Below are 20,938 nucleotides of genomic sequence, written 5' to 3' on the forward strand. Positions count from 1 at the left end.
AATTATGACACAAATGCCCTACTTGAGTGCGAAGTCAACCCGTGTCGTCGCACCCTTGTCCTTGATGCCCTCCGCATTGAGCTTCGGGGCCACCACGAACAACCGCTCCGACTCGATCTTGCCGTCCAGCCACGTACGTACCTGCTGCGCACGCCGCTCGGCAAGCGCCCTCAGATCGTCATCGCCCACCTTGATGTTCGTCTCCATGAGCTTTTCCATTTCGTCGTCGGGCAGAGATTTTGTCAGGCCGATCATATTGCGTGGTTTCGAAAAATCCGCCGCCTTGTAGGCTGCCGTCAGATACTTGCTGCGCTCCTCCGGCGTCACCTTCACGCTGTCGACGTCGATACTCTCGCCGCGGCCCACCATCGACTTGACCTTCTGCGCCTTGATCGCGCGGTCGACCGCCACCTCGCGCAGACCATCGGTGTCCTTCGCCGGATCGACGCGGCCCACGATGTCCAGCTTGAGCGACGGGCGGTCCTTCAGCGCCTTCACCAGCGTATCCAGACGCTTCTCGTCTTCCGGCGTAAGCCGTGCGCTACCCGGTGCAAACTCGACGTAACCCAGCTCTTCGTCTCCCCCGCCAAACGCCGAGGCCAACAGACTGAACGGTGCCGTCGCCGCCTTGACGATCAGGTTCACGAACGCCCGGAAAATCACACCGCCCAAGCTGAACTGCGGATCTTCGAGTGAACCGGAAATCGGAATGTTCACGTCGATCTCACCGCGCGAATTCTTCAGCAGCGAGACCGCCAGCCGCACCGGCAAGTTAGTCGCCGTCGGGCTCTCCACACGGTCACCGAACGTCAACTGGTCGATGAAGATGTGATTGTTCGCCGTGAGCTTGGCCTGATCGAGCGAGTAATGCACGTCCACCGTGAGCTTGCCTTTCTCGATCGGGTAACCCGCGTACTTGGTCGAGTACGGCGTGAGATTGGTCAGCTCGATACCGTCAGCCTTCGCGCTCACATCCACAAACGCCATCGGCGCCAGCGGATTGATCTTGCCCGAAATGTCGATCGGCGAATTGCGGTTGACCTTGCCCTGCAACGCCACGTCTGCAGGCTCGGTCGTGGCCGTGCCGAAGGCCCCGATGCGTCCGCCGATATCCGTCAAATTGGCCGTGTAGTTCGGTTTGACGAAGTTGTCGGTGAAGTTGATGTTGCCGCCTTGCAGCGTGATCCGGCCGATGTGCACGTCCGCCGGCAACGCTTTGCCCGTGCCGTAGCCCGGCCCGCGCTCAACCGTCGTCTCGCCGGGCTTTTGCTCCTTTTTCTCGACTTCGGTCGGTTGACCGGCTTCTACCGCTGAAGCGGCGGCATCCAGCGGAGGCTTGGCCGCCGCAGCGCTCGCAGAGCTGCCATCGAGTGGCACACCGCCGTTCGCACGCGTCAGCGAGCGCGGCGCGTTTTCCTTGTTGCCGACCACATCGGCCAGATTCAGGCGCCCGTTGGGGTTGATGATCAGCCGCGCATAAAAACGCGACAACGCGATACTGCCCAACTGCACATTCGGCTTGCCGCTACCGACCGCCATGTTGATCTGCTGCACCGACAACGCGTTCCAGCGCATGAAGTCGTCGGCCGTCACCTTGTCGAGCAGGCGAACATTGCCCAGCGTGGCATCGCCTCGGTAGGTGGCTTGCGGCGTGTCGCCCTTCATCGCGAACGTGGCGCGGCCGTTGCTCGAGAGCAGGGCGCTCGCGATGCTCGCATTCAGTTCGTCGCTGAGATACGAGTCGAACGCCGCCAGATCGAGCTGTTGCGTCTTCACCTGAAGGTCGCCGGCGAGCGGTTGCGGCGTGATGTTGCCGATCACGTTCAGCGAACCCTTCTTGTTGAGCGTGCCGTTGACCTCAAGTTGCAGCGGCTTGCCCATGTCCTGCGAGGCGCCCTGCACGCGCACATTGAGCGGTGCCAGCTTCGCGTTGATGGGGCGGCCTTTGACGGCCCGGTCTTCGAGCGCAATGCTCGCGTTCTCGACCGACACCTTGCCGACTTGCCACTGCCATCCACCCGCCTGCGCCGATTTCGAGGGCGCTTTGGCCGACGTGCGGCGTCCGCGCTCGGTACCCACGCGCGTATTGATATCGCTGCCTGTGCCACCGGCTGCGGCAGCCGTCTTCGGTTGACCGTTGCCGGTCAGCGCGAGCAAGTTGATCTTGCCATCCTTGTCGCGACGCGCGGCCACATCCAGCCCCGTCACCGTCAACTCGTCAAGTACCGCCTGCTGCGCACCGAGATCGAAGCGCGAAAGCTTTGCCTGTGCATGGGCGAGTTTGAGCGGCGCGTCACCCTTGATGCCGGTGAGCCATTCGATCTTGTCGAGCGTAGCCGTGGCGGGCGAAATCTGCACGTTCGGCTGTTTGTCCGGCGCGAATGCGGCGCTGAACTTCGCCTGCACGCCGACGGTGCCGCTCTTCAAATCACCGGCCAATGCACCCTGTGCAAACGGCAGCAACGGCGTGAGGGCAATCGACTCGGCATCGAGATCGCCGCTGGCGTTGTATGCCGGCAGACTAAACTGACCCTTCGCCTTCAACGTGCCGCCACTTTGCACACCCATCGACGCGTCGTAGGTCGCGGGTTCTTTGCCCAGTGTCGAAAACTGCTTCACGCCGATCTGAATGTTCTCCAGCGCGACACTCGCAGGCTTCGCACCGCGCTCGTCGGTGAAGCGGACCTTGCTGTTGACCACCGCGACTTCGCCCACGATCAGGTCGAGCGGGCTCGGCTGCGCTGCAGCAGCGGCCTTAGCCTGTGCGGCCTCGGCAGCTGACGCCGGCGTGGCCGCCTGAGCGGTCTGCTCGGCGGCGACCTTCGGGGCCGATTTGGCCGCTTCGTTCGCTTGTGGCGACGCTGCCGCTTCACCCACGGCCTTGCCCACCGCCTTGATGACCGTGCGCTGCGGTAGCAGCGCCTTGGTCACATTCAGCGTGCCGTTTTTCTCCATCGTCACTTGCTGATCGAGGCCGTCGATCCGGACGCTGTCGATGTGATAGACGTTATTCAGCGGCTCGACCTCGCCGAGTTTCACGTCGACCTGCTTGACGGCCACCATCGGTGAGCCGTCCGGCTCGTGGACGACGGCATCGGCCAGCGTGGCCGTGCCGGTCAGCGTGACATGGTTGCTGCCGTCCTTGTCGCGCGTGAAGCGCAGCTTCAGGTCGGTGCTCACTGCAGCACTCTTGATCTGCGCGGGCACCGAGACGGGCGAATAGCCGAGGTACTTGGGCACATCGAGCCGGTCGAGCTTGATGTCGACCGTCGACTCGAGCGAGTCGGCAAACGGCTTCGTCTGGCCCGTGATGTTGAGCGGCGCACCGTCGATCGACGCCTTGAGCAGCGGCTGCACGAAAATGTCGGTGTCCGCCGGCAGGTTGGCGATGAACGGCACGCCCACTTGCAGATTGTCGACAACGTGTTTCTCGTTCTGCACCGTATCGTCGAAACGGATGGTGCCGTTCTTGATCTGCACGTTGTTCAGTGCGAAGCGCGTCGGTTTGGACGGCGCCGGCGAGGGCGGCCCGGACGTGGCTTTGTCGATGATGTCCGAGAAGTTGAAGCGCTGCGGCGCCGTGCGCACGATGTTGACGACGGGCGTATCGACGTACAGCTCGTCGACGACGGGGGCGAACCGGAACAACGAGCCCCACGATGCATTCACGCGCAACATGCCGACATCGACGAAGGGCTGCCCCGGCGCTTTGTCACCGATGTGCACCTGATGAAGGTCGAGCCGCAGGGTATACGGATTGAAACTGACGTCGCCGACGCTCACCGGCCGTTCGAGATAGGTGGAGAGCTTTTCGACGGCGTAATGCTTGAGTACCGCCGGGACCGTGAAATAACCCACGACGCCGAAGACGGCCAGCACGCCGACGGTCCACAGGCCTGTCTTGCGCGCGCGCCGGCGCACCACGGGATCGCGGCCGAGCGCTTGTGCGCGCGCGAGTCCCTGTTGCAGGCGGGTATTGCCCGGGGGGGTATCCGGAGGAGGTTTGCGATCGTTCGCTTGCTCGGCCATGCGGTCTCCCGTAAGTAGCCAGTGAAGCACTCGCCGCGCCACCGTTGTGCGCGGCGGGATAGACCCGGAGCGGACCCGCTGCGCCAGCGGCCCCGCTCCGGAAGGTAATGCCCCTTGTGGCCGGTCAGGCCCGGGACATCACCAGCGGGGCGATCGCGCCCGCGCTTTCGACGACAGCGTCGGCCTGCCATTGGGCAGGCGCGAGGGTGTCGCCGCAATAACCATAGGCTGCGGCAATCGTTGCCATGCCGGCCGCCTTGCCCGCCTGCACGTCGCGCAGGTCGTCGCCGACGTACACGATGTGTGCCGGCGCAACGCCGACGCACTCCGCCGCGTAAAGCAGCGGCGCCGGGTGCGGTTTGCTGTGCGGCGTGGTGTCGCCCGATACGACGCAGGCGGCACCTTCGCTGAGCCCGATCAGCTTCACGAGCGGATTGGTCAGCCATGCCGCCTTGTTCGTGACGATACCCCACGGCAGGCCACGTTCGGTCAATGCCGCGAGCAGTTCGGGCACGCCCTCGAACAGGCGGCTTTGCACGCAAAGCGCTGCTTCGTAGTTGGCGAGAAAGGCGTCGCGCAAGGCCGGGAAGGCCGCGTCTTCCGGTGTTACGCCGAAGGCGCTGCCGATCAGCCCGCGCGCCCCATGCGACGCTTGCAGACGCAACGTCTCGTACGGGCCGGGCGTCAAGCCACGGTCGGTACGGACCTTGTTGACGGCGGCCACGAGGTCCGGTGCCGTGTCGGCGAGCGTGCCGTCAAGGTCGAACAGGACGGCGCGCACATCGCCGTTCAGCAGGCGTGGTACGCCGTTGCTGGTGTCGGCATCGGTGGCGGGGACGTTGCGCACAGGGGGCTCGAACATATCAGGCATCGCGCGTGCACGCGACCATGTAGTTGACGTCGGTATCGCGATTGATCGCGTAGCGCTTGTTGATCGGGTTATACGTCAGCCCGCGCAGATCGCGCACGGTCAGGCCGTTCGCCCGGGTAAACGACGCGAGCTCCGATGGGCGGATGAACTTGGCGTAGTCGTGGGTGCCGCGCGGCAACATGCGCAACACGTACTCCGCACCGACCACGGCCAGCAGCCATGCCTTCGGATTCCGATTGAGCGTAGAGAAGAATACGTGGCCACCCGGTTTGACGAGCGTGGCGCAGGCCGCCACGATCGAGGCCGGCGACGGCACGTGTTCGAGCATTTCCATGCAGGTCACCACGTCGTACGTGCCCGGCTCGCGCGCGGCCAGCGCTTCGACGGCAATCTCTTCATACTCGATCGGCAGGCCGGCTTCGAGGCTGTGCAGATCGGCCACACCCAGCGCTTTCGTCGAGAGGTCGATGCCTTTGACGCGTGCGCCCTGACGCGCCATCGATTCGGTCAGGATGCCACCGCCGCAACCGACGTCGAGCACACGTTTGCCTTGCAACGGCACGTGCTGTTCGATCCAGTCCAGACGCAGCGGGTTAATTTCGTGCAACGGCTTGAATTCGCTGTGCGGATCCCACCAGCGGTGGGCCAGCTCACTGAATTTGCTGATTTCTTGGGGGTCGGCGTTCATCGATTGGTCACAGACATTGACGGCTTGCGCAGGCAGGATGCCGGGCGGCGGCGCGTGCCCGTCGACCGGGCAGGGACCGGCGGGCGCCGTCGAGATGGGGCAAGTATAACGAAGTGAGTGCGCCCATGTCCAAAGCGCAAGGCCTGGCGTGAGTTTGCGGCGTGCCATGCAGGGGGATGACGGCGGGATGGCGGCAGCCCGTCCCGCAGGTGGCAGCCGCATGGTAGGCCGGTCCGGGCAGGGAAAATGCGGACTGCGAGCCCCGGGCAGATACGACACACTCGGGGGCACGTCCCTTGGAGTGGTCGGGGGGCGATTCGTGTTTGCCGTCGGGGTTGCGGGACCGGCAATCGGTCTGCCCGGTATTGCGGCAAATGCCCAGCCGTTTTGGATCGGACTCCCCAGGGAGGCGCCATGACGCAATCCACGGCACGAGATAGCGCCGACGCCGTTTTGCCACCGGAATCCCCTCGAAGATCCCACCGCTGGCGCTGGCTGGGGCTATTGCTGCTGGTGATCGTCGCGCTGTTGATCTGGCGCTGGTTCGCCAACCGCAAGCCGCCCGCCGCACCGCCTCCGGCACCGGTTGCGGTAATCACAACCCTCGCATCGGCACGCGATCTGCCGCGTTACGCGTTAGGCATCGGCACCGTCCAAGCGACGACTTCGGTGACGGTGCGCGTGCGGGTGGACGGCCAGATCGAGCGAATTGCCTTCAATGAAGGGCAGGACGTGAAAGCGGGCGACCTGCTCGTGCAGATCGATCCGCGTCCCTACCGCGCACAGCTTGAACAGGCCCGCGCGACCAAGGCGCGCGACGTGGCCCAACTGGCCAACGCACGCATCGATCTCAAGCGCTACCAGACATTGGCTGCACAAGGCGCCTCGCCGCAACAACAGGCCGACACGCAGGCGGCGCTCGTCAAGCAACTGGAAGCGGCCGTGATGACCGATCAGGCACAGATCGACTTCGCGGCCGTGCAACTCGACTACACGACGATTCGTTCGCCCGTCACCGGGCGTACGGGCGTGCGGCTGGTCGACGTGGGCAACATCGTGCACGCGGCAGATGCCAATGGCATCGTGATCGTCAATCAGATCGACCCGATCACTGTGTTGTTCACGCTGCCGGAAGAGGCGGTCGGGCGGGTGAACGCTGCCATGCAAGCCGCCGGAAGTCAGGGGCTGGTGGTCGACGTGTTCCCGCGCTCGGGCAGCGAGAAGCTGGCTTCGGGCAAGCTCACGCTGATCAATAACCAGATCGACAACACGAGCGGCACCGTGCAGTTGAAAGCGACCTTCGCCAATGCCGATCACCGGCTGTGGCCCGGGCAATACGTCAATGCGCGGCTGACGCTCGGCGTCATCACGCAGGCCATCGCACTCGATGCGTCGGTGATCCAGAACGGGCCGAACGGTACCTTTGTGTACGTGGTGGGCAGCGACGGGCGCGCGGCCGTGCAACCCGTGAAAGTCGGCATGACGCTGGGCAGCCGGGCCGTCATCGAAAGCGGCCTCGCGCCGGGCACGCGCGTGGTGGTCGAGGGGCAACTCAAGTTGCGGCCCGGTGTGTCGGTCGTGGAGGCGCGTAATGCTGCGACGGGGACCGCGACGGGAGCCGTGACGGGGGCCGGGGCGGGCCCGGCGAGCGGGGCCAGTGCGGCTAGTACGGCCAGTTCGGCCAGTTCGGCGGCGGCCCGATAACCCATGTCCATCTCCGCCGCCTTCATCAAACGTCCCATCGGCACGTCGTTGCTTGCGGCGGCGCTCTTTCTCGTGGGCGTTGCCGCGTGGCCGCTATTGCCGGTCGCGCCGCTCCCGCAGGTCGATTTCCCGACGATTCAGGTGTCGGTTACGTTGCCCGGGGCCGATCCGTCGACCATGGCGTCGAATGTCGCCACGCCGCTGGAACGGCAGTTCTCGCTGATCGCTGGCCTCACGCAGATGACGTCGACCAGCGCGCTCGGTACCACGTCGATCACCTTGCAGTTCGATCTGAACCGCAATATCGACGCGGCAGCCGTCGACGTACAGGCGGCCATCAACGCGGCCGGCGGCCAATTGCCGAACAATCTGCCGAGTCCGCCAACGTACCGCAAGGTCAACCCGGCCGACTCCCCGATCATGCTGATGTCGGTCAAGTCGGATACCTTGCCGCTCACGGTAGTGAACGACTACGCCGATAACATTCTGGCGCAGCAGATTTCACAGATCGACGGCGTCGGGCTGGTGAACATCGGGGGCACGCAGAAGCCGGCCATTCGCGTGCAACTCGATCCCGACAAAGTGGCGGCCCTCGGCCTTGATCTCGAAACGGTGCGGGGCGCGCTCGCCACCGCGACTGTCAACACGCCCAAAGGCAGTTTCGACGGGCCTCGTCAGAGTGTGACGGTCTACGACAACGGCCAGTTGCTCGATCCGGTGCGATGGAACGATGTGATCGTTGCGTACCGTGGCGGCGCGCCGGTGCGCGTGCGTGACTTGGGGCAGGCCGTGGCCGGTCCGGAAAATGCCCGCTTTGCCGGTTGGGCTTATCGCGGTGCGGCCATGCCGGAGAGTGAGCCGCTCAAGAGCGGGCGCTCGGTGTTTCTCGCCGTGACCAAGCAACCGGGGGCGAACGTGATTGCCACGGTCGAGCGCATCAAGGCGGCGTTGCCGCGCTTGCAGGCGTCGATTCCCCCGGCGGTGGAGGTCAACGTGCTCACCGACCGCACGCAGACCATCCGGGCGTCGGTCGAAGACGTGGAGTTCACGCTGGTGCTCACCGGCGTGCTTGTGGTGCTGGTGATTTTCCTGTTCCTGCGGAATCTGCCCGCGACGCTCATTCCCGCCGTGACGGTGCCGCTCGCGATGATGGGGACGGCCGCCGTGATGTACGCGATCGGCTTCAGCCTCGACAACCTCTCGCTCATGGCGCTCACGATCTCGGTCGGTTTCGTCGTCGACGATGCCATCGTGATGCTCGAGAACATCTATCGCCACGTTGAGGACGGCATGGCCCCCATGGAGGCGGCCTATCGCGGGGCCGCCGAAATCGGCTTCACGATCGTGTCGATTTCGGTGTCGCTGGTGGCGGTTTTTATCCCATTGCTGTTGATGGGGGGCATCGTCGGCCGGCTGTTCCGGGAGTTTGCGATCACGGTGACACTGACTATCGCGATCTCGGTGATCGTCTCGCTCACGCTCACGCCGATGCTCTGTTCGCGATTCTTGCGCGATGCCTCGAATACGCAGCATGGCCGCCTGTATCGCTGGTTCGAGACCGGTTTCTCGCGCATGCAGGAGGGCTACCGCCACGGACTGCATATCGTGCTCGAGCACCAGTTCGTGACGCTGCTGGTGTTCATTGCCACGGTGGCGCTGACGGCGTTGCTCTACGTGGTGATTCCGAAGGGTTTTTTCCCGCAGCAGGACACCGGTTTCATCTTCGGTTTTGCGGAATCGTCGCAGGACACGTCGTTCAAGCTGATGAGCGAGCGCGTAGTGAAAGTGGCCGATGTGGTGCGGCAAGATCCCGCCGTGCTGAGTTTTGTGGCCAATACCGGTAATAACACGGCGAATACGGCGAATTTCTACATTAATCTCAAGCCGAAGTCCGCCGGGCGTACGCTCTCGGCCGATCAGGTGATCGCACGGCTGCGTCCCCAACTTGCGCAACTCGAAGGCATCAACCTGTTTTTACAAGCCGGGCAGGACATCAACGTCGGTGGCCGTCTGGCGCGCACGCAATATCAGTACACGCTGACCGATGCAGATATCAATGAACTCAACGTGTGGGCGCCGCGTTTGCTGGACCGTTTGCGCAAGCTGCCCCAACTGACGGATCTTGCGACCGACCAGCAGAGCAACGCGCCCACGGCGACGCTGACCATCGACCGCGATCGGGCGTCGAGCTTCGGCATTTCACCGGCGGTCATCGAGGCAACGCTCTACGACGCCATCGGGCAGCGCCAGATCGCGCAGTATTTCACGCAAATCAACAGCTATCACGTGATCATGGAAGTCACGCCCGCGTTGCAGTCCGATCCGGCGTTGCTCGACAAGCTCTATCTCACGTCGCCGATCACGGGCCAGCGCGTGCCGCTGTCGACGTTCGTCTCGGTGGACCGCAGCAAGACCAATTACCTGCTGATCAGCCACCAGAGCCAGTTTCCGGCGGTAACGCTCTCGTTCAATCTGGCGCCGGGCGTGTCGCTGGGCGAGGCGGTCGATGCGATTAGAACCACGCAGGCCGAGATGAATCTGCCGCTCTCGCTGAACGGCACTTTTCAAGGCACCGCACAAGCGTTTCGCGATTCGCTCGCGACGCAGCCGTACCTGATTCTGGCGGCGCTAATCGCGGTGTATATCGTGCTTGGGTTGCTTTACGAAAGTTATATCCATCCGCTCACCATTCTCTCTACGCTGCCATCGGCTGGCGTTGGTGCGCTGCTGATTCTGATGATCGGCGGGCACGATCTGAGCGTGATCGCGCTGATCGGCATCATCCTGCTCATTGGGATCGTTAAAAAGAACGGGATCATGATGGTCGACTTCGCGCTAACGGCGGAGCGCGAGCGGGGGCTCACGCCGGAGGAGTCGATCTATCAGGCGTGCCTGCTGCGCTTCCGCCCGATCATGATGACGACGATGTGCGCGTTGCTGGCAGGCTTGCCGTTGATGCTGGGGAGTGGGGCGGGCTCGGAATTACGGCGTCCGCTGGGGTACGCGATGGTCGGTGGTCTGCTGCTCTCGCAGGCGCTGACGCTCTTCACGACACCGGTTGTGTATCTCTACCTCGATCGGGCGAGTCAGTGGTATCGGCGCCGGCGTGAGTCGAAAAGCGAGGGCAGTTCGACGTGATGTAAGGGGGCGCGGTGTGATGGTGGGACGTTGGAACGGAGAGGCCGGAAGGCGGGTCCGGACAATGCTATCCGGACCCTTGAGGCTTCAACGCGTTAGGCGCTGAGGTTTGACCGGGGGCGGTGTCCCCATGCGCGGCTTAGTCCGCTTAGCCTGCCTAGGCAGCCGCCGGCAGGTTGGCGAGAACGGTGTGAGGATCGTGATAGGCCAGTCCGAGTGCGTCGGCCACCCCGCGATTCGTCACCATGCCGCGCGCGACGTTCAGACCCGCGAGCAGATGCGGGTCGGCGCGCATCGCCGCGACGGCACCATGCTCGGCCAGTTGCAGAATGAACGGCAATGTCACGTTGTTCAACGCAAAGGTCGAAGTGCGCGGCACGCCGCCCGGCATGTTCGCCACGCAGTAGTGCACGACGCCTTCCACGATATAGACCGGATCGGCGTGCGTCGTCGGATGCGACGTCTCGCAACAGCCGCCCTGATCGATCGCCACATCCACGATGACCGACCCCTTGCGCATGAGCCCGAGCATGGCGCGGGTGATCAGCTTCGGCGCCGCCGCGCCGGGAATCAACACGCCCCCGATCACGAGATCCGCCTCGCGCAGATGTTGCTCGATAGCGTGCTGCGTCGAGTAGACGGTCTGCACGCGTCCGCCGAACTGGGCGCTGATCCGTCGCAACGCATCCACCGATTTGTCGATGACGGTGACTTGCGCACCGATACCGATCGCCACCGTCGCAGCGTTGGTGCCGACGACGCCGCCACCGAGAATCACGACCTTGCCCGCTTCCACCCCCGGCACGCCCGAGAGCAGCAGACCAAGGCCGCCGTGCGTTTTTTCGAGCGCGGTCGCCCCCGCCTGAATCGACATACGCCCGGCGACTTCGGACATCGGGGCGAGCAGCGGCAGCCCGCCGGTGGCCGAGGTCACCGTCTCGTATGCGATGCATGTGGCGCCGCTCTTGATGAGGTCGCGAGTCTGTTCGGGGTCGGGGGCGAGGTGCAGATACGTGAATAGCGTGTGATGAGGGCGTAGTCGCGCACGCTCGACCGCCTGCGGCTCCTTGACCTTGACGATCAGCTCGGCGCGGTCGAAGACGTCGACGGCGTTGGCACCGATGCGTGCACCGGCAGCGGCGTAGACCGTATCGTCCATGCCGATGCCTTCACCGGCCTGCGTCTCGATCCATACCTCGTGCCCGCGTGCCACGACTTCGCGTACGGCTGCGGGCGTCATGCCTACGCGATATTCGTGGTTCTTAATCTCCTTCGGTACGCCGATCTTCATGATGTGTCTCCTGTTGTGATGTGACGGCAAACAAACGCTATCGAACCAGTCATCAGGCGGGGCGGGCGGGGCATCGAGGTGCCTCGTCTCATCGCGTGGCCCGCATCGATGACCGCACTTCCATCGATGTGAGCCCCCAATCAAAAACGGCACCCGAAGGTGCCGTTCGATGCATCAGGCGAAGGCCGGTTGGGCCTGCGCTTCCGGTGCGCCACTGTAGCGCGCCACCGACAGGTCGTCGGACAGAATGGCCGGCCGGCGGCCCGACATCAGGTCGGCCAGCAACTGGCCGGAGCCGCACGACATCGTCCAGCCCAGCGTGCCGTGCCCCGTATTCAGGAACAGGTTGCGCAGTGCCGTGGCGCCGACAATCGGCGTGCCGTCCGGCGTCATCGGACGCAGGCCGGTCCAGAACGACGCTTCCGCCGTGTTGCCCGCACCCGGATACAGATCATTGACGACCATTTCGAGCGTGGCGCGGCGTGCCGGGTTGAGTGCCTTGTTGTAACCCACGACTTCGGCCATGCCGCCGACGCGGATGCGATCGTCGAAACGCGTGACGGCGATCTTGTAGGTTTCGTCGAGCACGGTCGAGACCGGTGCGCGTTCGGCATCGACGATCGGTACCGTGATCGAGTAGCCCTTGAGCGGATAGACCGGGATGTCGACGATGCCACGCAGGAACGGCGTCGAGTAGGAGCCCAGTGCCACCACATAGGCGTCGGCGCGCTGCATCATGCCGGCGCACACCACGCCTTCGATCTTGTCGCCGACAACGTGCAGGCCATCGATCGGCATGTCGTAGCGGAATTTCACGCCAAGCGCTTCGGCCATCGCGGCCAGACGCGTCGTGAAGAGCTGGCAATCGCCGGTCTCGTCGTTCGGCAGGCGCAGGCCGCCGGTGAGCTTGTGCGCGACGGCGGCCAGTGCCGGCTCGGCGCTGGCAAGGGCCGTACTGTCGAGCAGTTCGAACGGCACGCCGGCTTCTTCCAGCACGGCAATGTCGCGGGCGGCGTTGGCGAGTTGTTCGTCGGTACGGAACAGTTGCAGCGTGCCGGCCTGACGGCCTTCATAAGCGATACCCGTCTCGGCGCGCAGGGCACGGAAGCAATCGCGGCTGTATTCCGCAATGCGCACCATACGTTCCTTGTTGACGGTGTAACGCTCCGGCGTGCAGTTGCGCAGCATCTGATAGAGCCACTTGAGCTGCGTAAGCGAGCCGTCCGGGCGAATCGCCAACGGGGCGTGCTTCTGGAACAGCCACTTGATGGCCTTGGCCGGGATGCCCGGTGCGGCCCACGGTGAGGCATAGCCCGGCGAAATCTGGCCGGCGTTGCCGAAGCTGGTCTCGAGCGCCGGACCAATCTGGCGATCGAGCACCGTGACGTCGTGCCCGGCCTTTGCCAGGTAGTAGGCGCTGGTAACGCCGATGACGCCGCTGCCGAGAACGATGACCTTCATTGCGTGGACTCCTGTAAATCCGTAGTTATGCAGTAATTAATGGCATGCTATTCTCGGATAGCTAGGTTTAGTTAATGAATATCGGTTGAATACAGGAAAAAATCATGCGAATGCAGCAGCAATCGATTCGGACGCTGGACCGGCTCGACCGGCGCATCCTCACGTTGCTTCAGCAAGACGGTCGAATGTCGATGAAAGACCTGTCGGAGCAGGTGGGGCTGTCGATCACACCATGCATCGAGCGGGTGAAACGCATGGAGCGCGACGGCGTGATCATGGGTTATTTCGCCCGTGTGAATCCGGCGGCGCTGGGCGCAGCGCTGCTGGTCTTCGTCGAGATCACGCTCGATCACAAGTCGGGGAATATGTTCGATCAGTTTCGTCGCGAAGTACTGCGCATTCCCGAGGTGATGGAGTGTCATCTCATCTCGGGCGATTTCGACTATCTGATCAAGGCGCGCATTCGCGAAATGTCCGAGTACCGGAAGTTGCTCGGCGACATCCTCCTGCAATTGCCGGGTGCGGTGCAGTCGAAGAGTTACGTCGTGATGGAAGAAATCAAGGAAACACTCACCGTCAACGTCGAAGAGTGAACGGTGGATTTGCTTAAAAAAGCGGCATCTGTGGGTTGACTGTCCCGTTTGGGTTGTCGGCCGTTGCCGGATCGGTTTGCCGTGAGCGACCTTGTCTCATCGCGGTGCCGTTGGCGGTGCCACCGGGCACCTCAGGAAGATCCGGCACCTTGAAGTGGTCGTTGCGAAGCGGCGGGCGCGCCTGATTTAGGCCGAGTTTGCGGGCTGCCAGAAGAAAGCGCTGCCGGATGAGTTCGGCGTGCAGCCCGGTCCCCCGCATGCGCGTGCCGAACTCGGCACTGTTGTGTTTGCCGTCACGCACCTGCTCGATCAGGCTCATCACGTGACGCGCGCGCATCGGATAGTTCACCTCCAGCCATTCGACGAAGACGTCGTGCACCTCGCGCGGCAAGCGCAGCATGGTGTACCCGGCGTAGGTGGCCCCGGCCTCGGCGGCCGTCGTCAATACCCGCTCGATATCGAAATCGGTCAGCGCCGGCACGATCGGCGCGACGATCACCCCCGTGGGGATGCCGGCCTGCGTGAGCTTATGAATGGCTTCGATGCGTTTCGGTGGCGTGTTGGCCCGCGGCTCCATCTTGCGGGCGATGTCGGCGTCGAGCGTTCCCACTGAAATGAATACGCGCGCGAGCCCGCGTTGCGCCATGCGCGACAGGATGTCGATGTCGCGCGTCACCAGTGCCGATTTCGTCGTGATGCCCACCGGGTGCCCGAAACGTTCCAGCACTTCGAGCACGCTGCGCGTGATGCGGTACTCGCGTTCGATCGGCTGATACGGATCGGTGTTCGCGCCCAGCGCCAGCAACGCCGGTTGATAACCCCGCTTGCGCAATTCGGCGTCAAGCCGCTCAGCGGCGTTGGTCTTGGCATACAGCCGCGTTTCGAAGTCGAGTCCGGGCGAGAGCCCGAGATAGGCGTGAGTCGGCCGCGCGAAACAGTATGTGCAGCCGTGCTCGCAGCCGCGATACGGATTGATGGAGCGATCGAAAGGGATGTCGGAGGATGTGTTCCGAGAAATGATCGTTCGGGCCGTCTCAAGCGCAACCTGCGTAACGAATTTGACCTCGGTTTCGTGGGCCATGTCCGATTCATGGCGGGTCTCGTCCACTTCTCGCCGGAACTCGGAAAAGCGCGATTCCAAGTTGGCAACAGCGCCTCGGCCTCGGCGGGCCGGGGGCGGCGCGAATGAAGAAGCCATGGCCAGTCTCCTTGCTTGCAGTCCGGATTCCGGTTGACGGAAATCCTTAGGGAATGCTTGTCATTATACTGTGTTTTTATACAGTATTTGGCAAGGAGAGAACGATGACCGACAACGACTATGGCGGAAGACTTTTGGCCGCGTGGACTGGCGCGTGGGCCAGTTGGGCGGTGCTATGGGGCGTCTTTGGGGGCGACCGGCGGCACGTAGGGGGCGACGGCGCGGGCGATGGCGTCGAGCGCGGCGTTGTCCGCGTTAGGGCGCTGCCGCGCGAGCCCGATCGCACGCAACGTCAGCAACGAATACAGCGTGGCGTGATTGCCGCCCATATTGGCGAGCGCCTCGGTGTGACGCGTCACGATCCCGGCGTCGCCCCGCGAGACGGGCCCGGCAAGAGCGCCCGAAAGCCCGCGCTCGCGGGCGGCATTGAGGGTGCCCATGACAAGCGGCCACATGGCTTCTTTGGCGTCGTTTTCCGGCATGCCGATGGCTCGCCACAGCACTGTCGCTTCTTCCAGCAGGCAGAGCAGGAAGCTCGCGGCGTAGTTGGCCCCCGCGTGATATCGCATGCGTTCGCCGGCCGGAATTTCCAACGGGCGGCAGCCAATGGCTTCGGCCAGCGTTCGCAGGGTCGTCGCGAGTGCGGGTTCGGCTTCGATGGTGATGGCGCTGCCGGCCATGCGCGTGGCGTCGTCGGCGAGCCCGGCAAAAAGGAAGAGCGGATGAAAGCCGCCGATTTGCGCGCCGTGTTTCGCTGCGGGGCGCAGCAGCTCGACTTCCGAGGCACCGCTGCAATGCACGAGCGCTTGGGTGTCGGCGGGCGAGAGATGCGCCGCGCAGGACGCAAGCGCGTCATCCGGCACCGTCAGGAAAACGAGATCCGCATGATCGAACACCGCATTCGCACCACGTGCGTCATCGGCAGCGACGACGTTGCATTGCGGAAACTGGGCGGCGAGGGCTTGCGCGGTCGCTGGGCTTCGGCTGGCGATAGCGGTCACTTCGTATCCCGCATGCGCCGCCGCGACCGACAAAGCTCTCGCGACGCGGCCAGCGCCGATGAAGCCCAGCGTCGGCCGTCGATTATTCGGGAGGAGGGGGCTCACAGTGCTGACACGCCGAAAGGGATGCAGTTACTGCGACAGGCGGTTGGGTGTGTCGTGCGTCTCGAAGTACGTCTGAAACGCGACGGCAAAACCCACCATCATCAGCATGGCGCCAACGAAGAGCGACACGCTCACGATGATGACGGCCGTCCAGCCCGAACGCGAGCGGTTCGTCGCCCCCGGGTTGAACTGCTGGTCCCAGCGCTCGTCGGGGCGAAGTCCGTAGACGATGGCCGTGAGAAACGCCGAGAACAGCGAGATCGCCCCCAGAATCGTCAGCACCCAGCCCGCGGTCGAACTGAGATCGCTCGTCACCAACAAACCCCACCCTGCCACGCCGCACGCCGAGCCCACGATGTGCGCCCAGCCGAACGGGTCGCGCAGGCCATACAGATAGAAGCGGTGCAGGCCGAGTGTGCCGAACAGCATCGCCAGTCCGGCGGTCAGGGTTTTAGATTTATGGGTGAGAGCGTTCATCAGGGACGGTTATCGGGTGGGCGTTTGACGAATGACTTCGACCAGCGTCCAGCGCATGCTCGAAGCGTCGGCGGGCGGATTGTCGACAGGCTCGCCGTGAATTTTCACGCGGTATTCTACGCCGGGCTTCCAGTCGAAGCCATCGATGTGCGCATACCAGAGTTCCCACGGGGCTTTGCCGGAGTCATCGGCCGTGCGCACGCGCAGGCACTTGCGAGGCCCAACGCCGACACAGTCTGCCATTTGCGAGTCGACATCGAGTACGCGATCTTCCGTCTTGGCGGCACCGGTGGCCCCGGCGACCGGGCGATTGAGCAAGGTCTGCGACGCATAGGTCAGCGTCTCGCCGCCCGGAGCGCTCAGGATCAGTTGGGTGTCGCGACGTTCGAAGCGTGCGACGCGCGGCAGCGTCTTCAGGTAGCGGTCTTCAAACGCCATCGAGTCCGGGCAGGCCATGCGTGTCGATGCGGGGGCTTTCAGGCTCACCTGTCCGTTGGCCGGGCCGACCGTGTACTGGCCGAAAATGCGATTACAGCCGCCAGTACCGGAGAACGCGCCCTTGTCGTTGAATGTGAGATTGATCACGCGGCCTTCCGGCAGGCTCGGGATGTCGTCGGCGCCTTCCCAACGCACCAACTGCCAGGTGCCGAGGATATCGGCCGGTGTCGTCGCGGCTGCCGCAGCGTTGCTGTTGCCGGACGCCGATGAGGTGGCGCCGCCGCCGGACGGCGCGGCACAGCCCGCCAGCATGGCTGCGGGCACGAGCAACATGGCGAGATACGAGGCAAACGAGGAGGGCAGGAAGGAGGGTAGGCGTTGGGTCATGATCTTGAATGGGCGGAGTGAGGGAGAGGGCAGGGACGGCGCAAGCGTCGCGCGGGGCAGATGAGACGCCCGGGCGGTGCCGTGAATACCATGGGATGTTGACAGATAGTGGTCGAGGTCAGTTCCTTCCCTGACCGGGACGCGTTGATCGCGCATGAGCGTCAAACGATGTCGATGCGTCATCGCAGCCCCTTACGGTTTGCGGTACGTAATGCGATAGATGGCGCCAGCGTGATCATCGCTGATGAGCAGCGAGCCATCGGGGAGCGTCAGCAGGTCAACGGGGCGGCCCCAGACAGACTCGTCGGCACCCAGCCAGCCCTGTGCGAAAACTTCTTGCTTCGCGACGTTGCCTTTGGCATCGAGCACGACGCGTACGACGCGGTAGCCGACTTTGTGCGACCGATTCCAGGAGCCATGCTCTGCGACGAAGATATTGCCGCGGTAGTCTTCCGGGAATTGCCTGCCGGTATAGAAATGCATGCCGAGTGCCGCAACGTGTGCGCCGAGCTTGGCCATCGGCGGCGTGAACGTCGCGCACGATTTTTCGCGGCCGAACTCTGGATCGGGAACGTTGCCGGCGTGGCAGTAGGGGAAGCCGAAATGCTCGCCGGCGCGAGTGAGCCGGTTGAGTTTGTCGTCGGGCACGTCGTCACCCATCATGTCGCGGCCGTTGTCGGTGAACCACAACGTATTGGTGCCCGGCTGCCAGTCGAAGCCGACCGTGTTGCGCACACCTCGCGCGACCACGCGCCAGTCGCTGCCGTCGGGCCGCATGCTGCCGATCATGGCGTAACGGTTTTCATCGCGTTTGCAGACATTGCACGGCGCGCCGACCCCGACGTATAAGCGCTGGTCCGGGCCGAAGGCGATGTAGCGCCAGCCATGGTGGGTTTCTGAGGGGAGTTTGGCGTAGACAACGGCGGGCTGACCGGGGTTGTCGAGGCGATCTTCGATGTTGTCGAGCCGCAGAATGCGCGAGACCGCTGATATATATAGCGCGCCATCGCGCATGGCGACACCGACCGGCATATTCAGGCCCGTCGCGACGGTGCGCACTTTGGCCGCATAGGCGCGCGATGGGTCGAGAGTGATCGCGTAGACGTTGCCTTCGCCGCGGCTGCCCACAAACAGGGTGCCCTTCGGGCCGAGTACCATGCCGCGGGCACCAGGCACCTGATCGGACAGGACTTCGACGTAGAAGCCCGGGGGCAGGACCAGTTGTTCGATGGGGAGGGCGTCGCGTGTCTTGGCAAAGGCCGGCGTCATCGCCAGCAGACCGGCGAGCAGGTAAAAAAGATGCTGCGCGAACCGGATGAGCTGGTTGGGCGGGATGATCCGGATGCGCCGGGCGAATGCGATGGGCCGGCTAACTAAGAGGGGTAACGTGGACAAGGTGGGTGTCGGGGTCGGGGCGGGCGCCACAGGCCGTTGTCGGCGCAGGGGTGGCTGCCATCCATCGGGAAATCGTCGCATGCCGGACTCGCTTCTCGCACAGGATGCGTGCATTGTAGACCAGCAACGTGGCGCTTCGGAGGTGCCCGGCGCAGGACGCAACACGGGCAACGCCCGGCCCAGTCTCGACGGGTCTCGGGGATGTGTTTGTTTTGACGAGGTTTTTGCGCTATAATCACGCGTTTTCTGTCCGAACACTTCTGGATTCAAGGATTTATTATGGTCGTTATCCGCCTGGCTCGCGGCGGCGCGAAGAAGCGCCCGTTCTACAACATCGTTGCTACCGATTCGCGTAATCGTCGCGATGGCCGTTTCATCGAACGTATTGGCTTTTACAACCCGGTCGCCGCTGAAGGCACGGAAGGTCTGCGCATCGCTCAAGACCGTCTGACCTACTGGCAAGGCGTTGGCGCACAACTGTCGCCGACCGTGGCTCGCCTGATCAAGCAAGCTCCGAAGGCTGCTGCCTAAGCTTTTGCTGATCAAGCAGTACGCATTGCTGTCGGTTTTCTGGCGGCATAAGAATTGAACGGCGATGCCTGCTCCGGAGCGATTCGGAGCAGGCATCGCCGTGTGTTCGTCTCAACGTTGGATTGGCATGGTTCGTTCCGTTCGACCCGCAGGTGCGCGGGTACCGCTGAAAATCGGTGCTGACGCGCGAAGTGCCGCTGGCACGGACGCGGCGCAGGTGCTCGCGCCTGCTACCGAAGTCCCCGACGATCTCGTCGAGCTTGGCTATATTGGCGACGCTTACGGGATTCAAGGCTGGATCAAGGTGCAGCCGCACGGGGGCGATGGTGAAGGTTTGCTGACCGCCGAAAGCTGGTATCTCAAGCGTCCCGGTGATTCGACCTTCTGCACGGCCGAAGTGCTGCAAAGCCGGGGACACTCCGGCACCGTTGTGGCGCAATTGCGCGGCAGCGACAGCCGTACCTCTGCCGAGGCACTCAAGGGCTTTCAGGTCTGGGTGCCGCGCAGTGCGTTTCCGACAGCGGACGAAGACGAGTTTTACTGGGTCGACCTCATCGGCGCTCAGGTGACGAATCTCCAGGACGAATCGCTTGGCAAGGTCGTCGGTTTACTCGACAACGGGGTACATACCGTGTTGCGAGTGGCCTACGATGTGCCGGCGGCTGATGGCAAACCGGCAAAAACTGCCGAGCGCCTAATTCCCTTCGTTGGACAGTATGTGCAGACCGTCGATACCGAGGCGGGGCGCATTGTGGCTGACTGGGGTCTCGACTACTGAGATGACCGAATGACCGCCCGGGGCCGTTTTGACCCGGGCAACTCTGGACGGAACCGGCCTGATGCAGTTTGACGTCGTCACGCTATTTCCCGAGATGTTTCGGGCACTGACCGACTGGGGCGTAACCAGCCGGGCACTCAAGCAGTCGCGTTACGACCTGCGGTTTTGGAATCCGCGTGATTTCACGCACAACAGCTATCGCACGATCGACGATCGTCCGTACGGTGGCGGGCCGGGCATGGTCATGCTGGCCAAGCCGCTGGAAGACGCGATCGCTGCGGCGAAAGCTGCGCAGACCGAAGCCGGTGTGGCGCGTGGACGCGTGCTGTTGATGTCGCCGCAAGGCAAGCCGCTCACGCATCGCCGGGTGACCGAGTTGCGCGAGCAGGAGCAAGGTCTGATTCTGCTGTGCGGCCGTTACGAAGCCATCGATCAGCGTCTGGTCGATCGTGTGGTGGATGAAGAGGTCAGCGTTGGCGACTTCGTGCTGTCGGGCGGTGAACTGCCGGCGATGGCACTGATGGATTCGCTGATCCGGCTGCTGCCGGGTGCACTGAACGATTCGCAGTCGGCCGAGCAGGACAGTTTTGTGAATGGCTTGCTCGACTGCCCGCACTACACGCGGCCTGAAGAATACGAAGGTGTGCGCGTGCCCGACGTCCTGTTGGGCGGGCACCACGCCGAGATTGAAAAGTGGCGGCGCCGCGAGGCGTTGACCAATACCTGGCGCAAGCGCCCCGATATGATCGAGAGCGCGCGTGCCAACGGATTGCTCAGTCGTGCCGATGAGGCATGGCTGGCAAGCCTCGCCGCCGATTCGTCGGCGAAGTAGGCAGCGGATGTCGCCATGGGG

General features: G+C 63.6%; 16 protein-coding genes. 6 read left to right on the top strand and 10 right to left on the bottom strand.

Going from position 1 to position 20,938, the window contains the following annotated elements:
- Positions 1 to 18 precede the first annotated feature (18 nt).
- The 3 genes from PIN31009_RS09510 to ubiG all read right to left on the bottom strand — a co-directional run bounded on the left by PIN31009_RS09510 (position 19) and on the right by ubiG (position 5,588).
- Positions 19 to 4,029, bottom strand: coding sequence for a DUF748 domain-containing protein (locus PIN31009_RS09510; RefSeq protein WP_150790076.1), 4,011 nt, complete (start codon positions 4,027 to 4,029; stop codon positions 19 to 21).
- 124 nt (positions 4,030 to 4,153) lie between these two features.
- Positions 4,154 to 4,891, bottom strand: a complete 738-nt coding sequence (locus PIN31009_RS09515; RefSeq protein ID WP_150790077.1) for an HAD-IA family hydrolase — start codon at positions 4,889 to 4,891, stop codon at positions 4,154 to 4,156.
- Between the two features lies 1 nt (position 4,892).
- A complete protein-coding gene (gene ubiG / locus PIN31009_RS09520; protein WP_150683985.1) occupies positions 4,893 to 5,588 on the bottom strand; it encodes a bifunctional 2-polyprenyl-6-hydroxyphenol methylase/3-demethylubiquinol 3-O-methyltransferase UbiG in 696 nt (231 codons plus the stop codon).
- A 414-nt stretch (positions 5,589 to 6,002) separates the two neighbouring features.
- Between ubiG and PIN31009_RS09525 the strand changes: the two genes are divergently transcribed.
- Entirely contained in the window at positions 6,003 to 7,292 is a 1,290-nt protein-coding gene (locus tag PIN31009_RS09525) for an efflux RND transporter periplasmic adaptor subunit (protein WP_150790078.1), read from the top strand.
- 3 nt (positions 7,293 to 7,295) lie between these two features.
- Positions 7,296 to 10,430 carry an efflux RND transporter permease subunit gene (locus PIN31009_RS09530; protein ID WP_150683987.1) on the top strand — a complete coding sequence of 1,045 codons (3,135 nt, stop codon included), beginning with the start codon at positions 7,296 to 7,298 and terminating at the stop codon, positions 10,428 to 10,430.
- A gap of 157 nt (positions 10,431 to 10,587) precedes the next feature.
- Here the strand turns inward: PIN31009_RS09530 and ald are convergent, their stop codons facing one another.
- Positions 10,588 to 11,721 (bottom strand): alanine dehydrogenase, encoded by a 1,134-nt coding sequence (gene ald / locus PIN31009_RS09535; protein ID WP_150790079.1) that lies wholly within the window; start codon positions 11,719 to 11,721, stop codon positions 10,588 to 10,590.
- Positions 11,722 to 11,895: 174 nt separating this feature from the next.
- Complete coding sequence (locus PIN31009_RS09540; RefSeq protein WP_150790080.1) at positions 11,896 to 13,182, bottom strand: D-amino acid dehydrogenase; 1,287 nt, start codon at positions 13,180 to 13,182, stop codon at positions 11,896 to 11,898.
- A gap of 104 nt (positions 13,183 to 13,286) precedes the next feature.
- On the opposite strand from PIN31009_RS09540, the gene PIN31009_RS09545 reads away from it, so the two are divergent.
- Positions 13,287 to 13,775 carry an Lrp/AsnC ligand binding domain-containing protein gene (locus PIN31009_RS09545; RefSeq protein ID WP_058379484.1) on the top strand — a complete coding sequence of 163 codons (489 nt, stop codon included), beginning with the start codon at positions 13,287 to 13,289 and terminating at the stop codon, positions 13,773 to 13,775.
- Between the two features lie 13 nt (positions 13,776 to 13,788).
- On the opposite strand, the gene PIN31009_RS09550 is transcribed toward PIN31009_RS09545, so the two are convergent.
- The 5 genes from PIN31009_RS09550 to PIN31009_RS09570 all read right to left on the bottom strand — a co-directional run bounded on the left by PIN31009_RS09550 (position 13,789) and on the right by PIN31009_RS09570 (position 18,650).
- Positions 13,789 to 14,973, bottom strand: a complete 1,185-nt coding sequence (locus PIN31009_RS09550) for a PA0069 family radical SAM protein (RefSeq protein ID WP_246185581.1) — start codon at positions 14,971 to 14,973, stop codon at positions 13,789 to 13,791.
- A gap of 173 nt (positions 14,974 to 15,146) precedes the next feature.
- Entirely contained in the window at positions 15,147 to 16,079 is a 933-nt protein-coding gene (locus PIN31009_RS09555) for a Rossmann-like and DUF2520 domain-containing protein (RefSeq protein WP_150790081.1), read from the bottom strand.
- A 27-nt stretch (positions 16,080 to 16,106) separates the two neighbouring features.
- Positions 16,107 to 16,556 carry a TM2 domain-containing protein gene (locus PIN31009_RS09560; RefSeq protein ID WP_150683991.1) on the bottom strand — a complete coding sequence of 150 codons (450 nt, stop codon included), beginning with the start codon at positions 16,554 to 16,556 and terminating at the stop codon, positions 16,107 to 16,109.
- Between the two features lie 9 nt (positions 16,557 to 16,565).
- Positions 16,566 to 17,381 (bottom strand): META and DUF4377 domain-containing protein, encoded by an 816-nt coding sequence (locus PIN31009_RS09565; protein ID WP_174997067.1) that lies wholly within the window; start codon positions 17,379 to 17,381, stop codon positions 16,566 to 16,568.
- 192 nt (positions 17,382 to 17,573) lie between these two features.
- Positions 17,574 to 18,650, bottom strand: coding sequence for a PQQ-dependent sugar dehydrogenase (locus tag PIN31009_RS09570; RefSeq protein WP_150790284.1), 1,077 nt, complete (start codon positions 18,648 to 18,650; stop codon positions 17,574 to 17,576).
- Positions 18,651 to 19,055: 405 nt separating this feature from the next.
- On the opposite strand from PIN31009_RS09570, the gene rpsP reads away from it, so the two are divergent.
- The 3 genes from rpsP to trmD all read left to right on the top strand — a co-directional run bounded on the left by rpsP (position 19,056) and on the right by trmD (position 20,917).
- Complete coding sequence (gene rpsP / locus PIN31009_RS09575) at positions 19,056 to 19,307, top strand: 30S ribosomal protein S16 (RefSeq protein ID WP_058379480.1); 252 nt, start codon at positions 19,056 to 19,058, stop codon at positions 19,305 to 19,307.
- Between the two features lie 127 nt (positions 19,308 to 19,434).
- The gene (gene rimM / locus PIN31009_RS09580) at positions 19,435 to 20,085 is read left to right on the top strand and encodes a ribosome maturation factor RimM (RefSeq protein WP_150790083.1); all 651 of its coding nucleotides are present in this window, start codon (positions 19,435 to 19,437) and stop codon (positions 20,083 to 20,085) included.
- A 61-nt stretch (positions 20,086 to 20,146) separates the two neighbouring features.
- Positions 20,147 to 20,917 carry a tRNA (guanosine(37)-N1)-methyltransferase TrmD gene (gene trmD / locus PIN31009_RS09585; protein ID WP_087688283.1) on the top strand — a complete coding sequence of 257 codons (771 nt, stop codon included), beginning with the start codon at positions 20,147 to 20,149 and terminating at the stop codon, positions 20,915 to 20,917.
- Positions 20,918 to 20,938: the final 21 nt, after the last annotated feature.

Origin of the sequence: Pandoraea iniqua, from assembly GCF_902459685.1 — a bacterium.
GTDB classification, from domain to species: Bacteria; Pseudomonadota; Gammaproteobacteria; order Burkholderiales; family Burkholderiaceae; genus Pandoraea; species Pandoraea iniqua.

Coding starts and splice junctions, on each gene's coding strand:
- PIN31009_RS09510 (WP_150790076.1), bottom strand. CDS start 4,029: ATGGCCGAGCAAGCGAACGATCGCAAACCTCCTCCGGATACCCCCCCG.
- PIN31009_RS09515 (WP_150790077.1), bottom strand. CDS start 4,891: ATGTTCGAGCCCCCTGTGCGCAACGTCCCCGCCACCGATGCCGACACC.
- ubiG (WP_150683985.1), bottom strand. CDS start 5,588: ATGAACGCCGACCCCCAAGAAATCAGCAAATTCAGTGAGCTGGCCCAC.
- PIN31009_RS09525 (WP_150790078.1), top strand. CDS start 6,003: ATGACGCAATCCACGGCACGAGATAGCGCCGACGCCGTTTTGCCACCG.
- PIN31009_RS09530 (WP_150683987.1), top strand. CDS start 7,296: ATGTCCATCTCCGCCGCCTTCATCAAACGTCCCATCGGCACGTCGTTG.
- ald (WP_150790079.1), bottom strand. CDS start 11,721: ATGAAGATCGGCGTACCGAAGGAGATTAAGAACCACGAATATCGCGTA.
- PIN31009_RS09540 (WP_150790080.1), bottom strand. CDS start 13,182: ATGAAGGTCATCGTTCTCGGCAGCGGCGTCATCGGCGTTACCAGCGCC.
- PIN31009_RS09545 (WP_058379484.1), top strand. CDS start 13,287: ATGCGAATGCAGCAGCAATCGATTCGGACGCTGGACCGGCTCGACCGG.
- PIN31009_RS09550 (WP_246185581.1), bottom strand. CDS start 14,973: ATGGCTTCTTCATTCGCGCCGCCCCCGGCCCGCCGAGGCCGAGGCGCT.
- PIN31009_RS09560 (WP_150683991.1), bottom strand. CDS start 16,556: ATGAACGCTCTCACCCATAAATCTAAAACCCTGACCGCCGGACTGGCG.
- PIN31009_RS09565 (WP_174997067.1), bottom strand. CDS start 17,381: ATGACCCAACGCCTACCCTCCTTCCTGCCCTCCTCGTTTGCCTCGTAT.
- PIN31009_RS09570 (WP_150790284.1), bottom strand. CDS start 18,650: ATGACGCCGGCCTTTGCCAAGACACGCGACGCCCTCCCCATCGAACAA.
- rpsP (WP_058379480.1), top strand. CDS start 19,056: ATGGTCGTTATCCGCCTGGCTCGCGGCGGCGCGAAGAAGCGCCCGTTC.
- rimM (WP_150790083.1), top strand. CDS start 19,435: ATGGTTCGTTCCGTTCGACCCGCAGGTGCGCGGGTACCGCTGAAAATC.
- trmD (WP_087688283.1), top strand. CDS start 20,147: ATGCAGTTTGACGTCGTCACGCTATTTCCCGAGATGTTTCGGGCACTG.